We start from the raw sequence: 1,889 nt of genomic DNA on the forward strand, positions 1-1,889 counted from the left end.
GCAGCGGTACACGACGAAGTCCGTTCGGTCGAGGTGCTGGCCCCAACTGCCTGCCCACGTTACTTGGGTCGGGTCATCCGTAACGTCGACCTGTCCAAGCCAACCCCGCTGTGGATGGTTGAGCGTCTGCGTCGCGCCGACGTGCGCAGCATCGACGCTGCGGTCGACATCACCAACTACGTGATGCTTGAGCTCGGCCAACCGCTGCACGCTTTCGATCTCGCCGAAATCAATGGCGGCATTCGCGTGCGCATGGCTGAAGAGGGCGAGAAGCTGGTTCTGCTCGACGGTCAGGAAGTCAGCCTGCGTAGCGATACGCTGGTCATCGCTGACCACACTCGTGCACTGGCGATCGCTGGCGTCATGGGTGGCGAGCACAGCGGTGTTTCCGCGACCACCCGTGATGTGTTCCTCGAATCTGCGTTCTTTGATCAGATTGCGGTTGCCGGCAAGGCACGTTCTTACGGCTTGCATACCGACGCTTCGCATCGCTACGAGCGTGGCGTTGACTGGCAACTGGCCCGTGAAGCCATGGAGCGCGCCACTGGCCTGCTGCTGGAAATCACTGGTGGCGAAGCTGGTCCGATCATCGAGACCGTCAGCGAGCAACATCTGCCATCGATTGCACCGATCACTCTGCGCGCTCAGCGCATCACTCAGATGCTCGGCATGGAGATGGATTCGGCACAGGTCGAGCGTCTGCTCAGTGCCTTGGGCCTGAGCATTACCGCTGACGGCGAAGGTCAATGGCGCGTTGAAGTGCCAAGCCACCGCTTTGATATCAGTCTGGAAGTCGACCTGATCGAAGAGCTGGCTCGTCTGTACGGTTACAACCGTCTGCCGGTTCGCTACCCGCAAGCGCGTCTGGCACCCCAAGCCAAGGCCGAAGCGCGTAGTGATCTGCCTGAGCTGCGTCGTCTGCTGGTTGCTCGTGGTTATCAGGAAGCGATCACTTACAGCTTCATCGATCCGCGTCAGTTCGAACTGTTCAATCCAGGTGTCGAGCCGCTGTTGCTGGCCAATCCGATCTCCAACGATATGGCCGCCATGCGCTCGTCGTTGTGGCCAGGTCTGGTCAAGGCGTTGCAGCACAACCTCAACCGTCAGCAGGATCGCGTGCGTCTGTTCGAGAGCGGTCTGCGCTTCGTTGGTCAGCTTGAGGGCTTGAAGCAAGAGCCTATGCTGTCCGGGGTTGTTTGCGGGAGTCGCTTGCCGGAAGGCTGGGCGCAGGGTCGGGATACCGTCGACTTCTTCGACGTAAAGGCTGACGTGGAAGCGGTATTGGGTTTCGCTGGTGCCCTGGATTCGTTCACCTTTGCTCCGGGCAAACACCCAGCGCTGCATCCGGGTCAAACCGCGCGCATCGAGCGTGAAGGTCGCGAAGTAGGCTTCATTGGTGCGATCCACCCAGAATTGTCGAAAGCCTTGGGGCTGGATCGTCCGGTGTTCGTCTTCGAACTGGTTCTGGCGGAAGTGGCGCTCGGTAAGATGCCGAAATTCCACGAGTTGTCGCGCTTTCCTGAAGTGCGTCGTGACCTTGCACTGATCGCGCACAAAGACGTCGCGGCCTCGGCTGTACTGGACGTAATCCGTGAAAATGCAGGCGAATGGCTCACAGAGCTCAGGCTGTTTGACGTGTATCAGGGTAAAGGTATTGATCCTGATAGAAAAAGCCTTGCAGTTGGCTTGACCTGGCAGCATCCATCGCGCACTCTTAATGACGATGAGGTGAATTCGACGACGCAAAATATCCTCACCTCGCTCGAACAAAGGTTGAACGCCACGTTAAGGAAGTGACGTATGGGGGCTTTGACGAAAGCTGAGATGGCGGAACGTCTGTATGAAGAGCTGGGCCTGAACAAGCGGGAAGCCAAGGAATTGGTAGAACT

1 protein-coding gene and 1 pseudogene are annotated in these 1,889 nt (G+C 58.4%); both read left to right on the plus strand.

The features are described 5' to 3' along the window. Window positions 1–1,797, plus strand: a 1,797-nt coding sequence (gene pheT, locus OQK_RS20635) for a phenylalanine--tRNA ligase subunit beta (protein ID WP_038861486.1), incomplete at its 5' end; no start/stop codon positions are given. Window positions 1,798–1,800: 3 nt separating this feature from the next. Further along, a pseudogene (gene ihfA / locus OQK_RS20640) lies at window positions 1,801–1,889 on the plus strand (integration host factor subunit alpha); the annotation flags it as partial.

Source organism: Pseudomonas sp. R62 (assembly GCF_000257605.1).
In the GTDB taxonomy this organism is placed as follows: Bacteria; Pseudomonadota; Gammaproteobacteria; order Pseudomonadales; family Pseudomonadaceae; genus Aquipseudomonas; species Aquipseudomonas atacamensis.